The organism is Microbacterium sp. B24 (assembly GCF_000333415.1).
Taxonomy (GTDB): Bacteria; Actinomycetota; Actinomycetes; order Actinomycetales; family Microbacteriaceae; genus Microbacterium.
Map to the genome: position 1 here is coordinate 1 of NZ_BADB01000332.1, position 2,594 is coordinate 2,594.

Consider the following 2,594-nt stretch of genomic DNA (forward strand, 5'->3'; position numbering starts at 1 on the left):
GCCGCGACCCGACGACCAGAAGGGCGATGCCGAGCAGCGGCTGGCGCAGGACGAAGAAAGCGGGCGCGGCGAGGCACACCGCCGCCGCCGGCAGGACGCCGACCCCGAGCCGCCCGGCATCGACGCGCTCGGTCACGGTGAGTTCTCCCCGTCGTCCTCAAGGGGGTGGGCGATCTCGTCCCGCGGCATCCGCGCGATCCACAGCACCAGCAGCGACAGCACGAAGGGCACGAGGCCGGCGACCACGAAGATCACGGGGATCTCCACGACGGTCGACAGGGGGCCGGCGAGCGCCATGGAGATGGGCATGAGCGCGAGGGAGACGAAGAAGTCCAGGCTCGAGATGCGCCCGAGCATGTGGCGCGGGACACGTCGCTGCAGGAGCGTGCCCCAGATGACGTTGCCGTAGCTGAAGCCGAAGCCGCACGCGAAACCGCTCACCGCCATGAGCCAGTATTCGTGCGTGAGGCCGATGACCACGAACGGCAGGGTGCTGAGACCCCACACGAGAGTCATCGCGCTCAGGTAGCGTCGCGGCATCCGCAGCGACGAGACCACGACCGATCCCACCACTCCGCCGGCGCCGAAGCACGCCAGCAGAAACCCGAACAGACGCGGATCGGGGCCGAAGCGCTCGCGGGTGACGAACGGCAGCAGGACCTCCTCCGGGCCCATCGTCACGAGCACCCAGATCGTCGCGAACAGCAGCGTCCACAGCAGCCACGGGGTGCGGACCGTGAACAGCACGGCCTCGACGAGGTCGTGACGGATGCTCTGGCTCGACACGCCCTCGGCTGCGTCGGCGGCTTCGGCGGCCGGTTCCGGGCGCAGGAACAGCAGCAGCACGAGCGCCGCCGCGTGGGCGAGGAGCACGGCGCCGGCCGCCTGGCTCGGGATCAGTGCAGCGAGGAGAAGTCCCGCCATCGCGGGGCCGGCGGCCTGCTGGAGGGCGGGACGCACCGCTCCTTCGAGGCCGTTCGCCGGCAGCAGGTGCTCGGCCGGAAGAATGCGCGGAAGGATCGCGCTGTAGGAGGGGAAGAAGAAACCCGCCCCGGCGCCGAGCACGAGCGAGACGATCGTGAGGTGCGCGATCGTGAGGGTGCCGAACTGGCCCACCACGACGACGGAGCCGACGGCCAAGACGTTCGCCGTCTCGACGGCACGCAGGATCAGGCGCCGTGGCAGCCGGTCGGCAGCGATCCCGCCGGGGATCGCGCAGGCGAGAAGGCCGATCGCGTTCGCGGCGGCGACGACGGACAGCTGGACGGGGTCCTCGTCGATGCGGATGACCGCATAGACCATGACGACCGCCCACATCCCGGCCGCGGAGATCGACAGCACGACCGCGCCGAAGAGGATGCGGAAGTCACGGTGGGCCAGAGGCCGCATGGCCCGCCAGCGATCGCGGGCGCGCGGCGGCGCGCTCACGCGCCCGACGCCGTGCGCGGCAGACGGCGGTAGACGAGGTCGCGGATCTCGCGACCCTTCGCGATGCCCTTGCGCTCGAACGCCGTCATCACGCGCCCGTCGAACCGCTCGGCCCATTCGCCGTCGAACGCCGGGACGAACTCCTCGGCATCGGCCAGGACCTCACGCATCTGCCGCGCGTAGTCCTCCCAGTCGGTCGCGAGCCGCAGGCGTCCGCCGTCGCGCAGCGCCCGTGCCGCCAGCGGCGGAAACGGCGGCGCGATCAGTCGACGCTTGTTGTGCTTGGCCTTGTGCCACGGGTCGGGGAAGAAGATCCACAACTCGTCCACGCTGGCCTCCGGCAGCAGGTGCTCGAGGACCTCGGGCGCGTTCGCCTCGACGAGGCGGAGGTTGCGGATGCCGTCGCGGTCGGCGTCGAGCATCGTACGGGCCAGCCCCGCACGGAACACCTCCACCGCAAGAAAGTCGCGGTCAGGCGCGGCGGCCGCAGCGCTGACGATCGCATGACCCTGGCCCGATCCGATCTCCACGGTCAGGGGCGCAGCGCGGCCGAACACCTCGGCGGGCACGACCGAGGTCCCCGGAAGCACGCTGGTCGCCGCGGCATCGCGCTGCACGTCGATGACGTACCGCGAGGCCAGCTCCGCCCAGGCGCGCTCCTGCGCGTCGCTCATCCGGCCGCTGCGGCGCACGAATGAGACGGGCTTGTCGCGGAAACGGGGAGCATCTGTCTCGTGCGGCATCCGACCAGGGTACCGGCGAGCACTCCGGTTACAGAGGTGACGACGGGTTCACGCGGTGACGAAGTCGATGAGCTCTTCGACACGTCCCAGCAGCGCCGGGTCGAGGTCGCGGTAGCTGTGCACGGCTGCGAGGATGCGCTGCCACGTGCGGGCGATGTCGGCCTGGTCGCGGGCGGGCCACCCGAGAGCCCGGCTCACGCCCACCTTCCACTCGATGCCGCGGGGCACGTCCGGCCACGCCGCGATGCCGAGCGCCCGCGGGGTCACGCACTGCCACACATCGATGTGGGGGTGGCCGACGATCCGCACGTGAGAGCCGTGCGGCCCCCGGCGACGGCGTCGGCGATGCGCGACTCCTTCGACCCGGGCACGAGGTGGTCGACGAGCACTCCGTAGCGTCGTTCCGGTCCGGGCGGCTCCTCG

General features: G+C 71.4%; 2 protein-coding genes and 1 pseudogene. All 3 read right to left on the reverse strand.

Annotated elements, in window-relative coordinates; all coding sequences use genetic code 11:
* Positions 1-132: 132 nt before the first annotated feature.
* Positions 133-1,389 carry an MFS transporter gene (locus tag I5I_RS08580; protein WP_051039536.1) on the reverse strand — a complete coding sequence of 419 codons (1,257 nt, stop codon included), beginning with the start codon at positions 1,387-1,389 and terminating at the stop codon, positions 133-135.
* Positions 1,390-1,424: 35 nt separating this feature from the next.
* Entirely contained in the window at positions 1,425-2,171 is a 747-nt protein-coding gene (trmB, locus tag I5I_RS08585; RefSeq protein ID WP_036318377.1) for a tRNA (guanosine(46)-N7)-methyltransferase TrmB, read from the reverse strand.
* A gap of 48 nt (positions 2,172-2,219) precedes the next feature.
* Positions 2,220-2,594: pseudogene (locus I5I_RS08590) on the reverse strand (DUF3097 family protein); the annotation flags it as partial.

What these genes read in the sequence shown, in the direction of transcription:
- I5I_RS08580 (WP_051039536.1), bottom strand. Translation starts at nt 1,389, where the DNA reads ATGCGGCCTCTGGCCCACCGTGACTTCCGCATCCTCTTCGGCGCGGTC.
- trmB (WP_036318377.1), bottom strand. Translation starts at nt 2,171, where the DNA reads ATGCCGCACGAGACAGATGCTCCCCGTTTCCGCGACAAGCCCGTCTCA.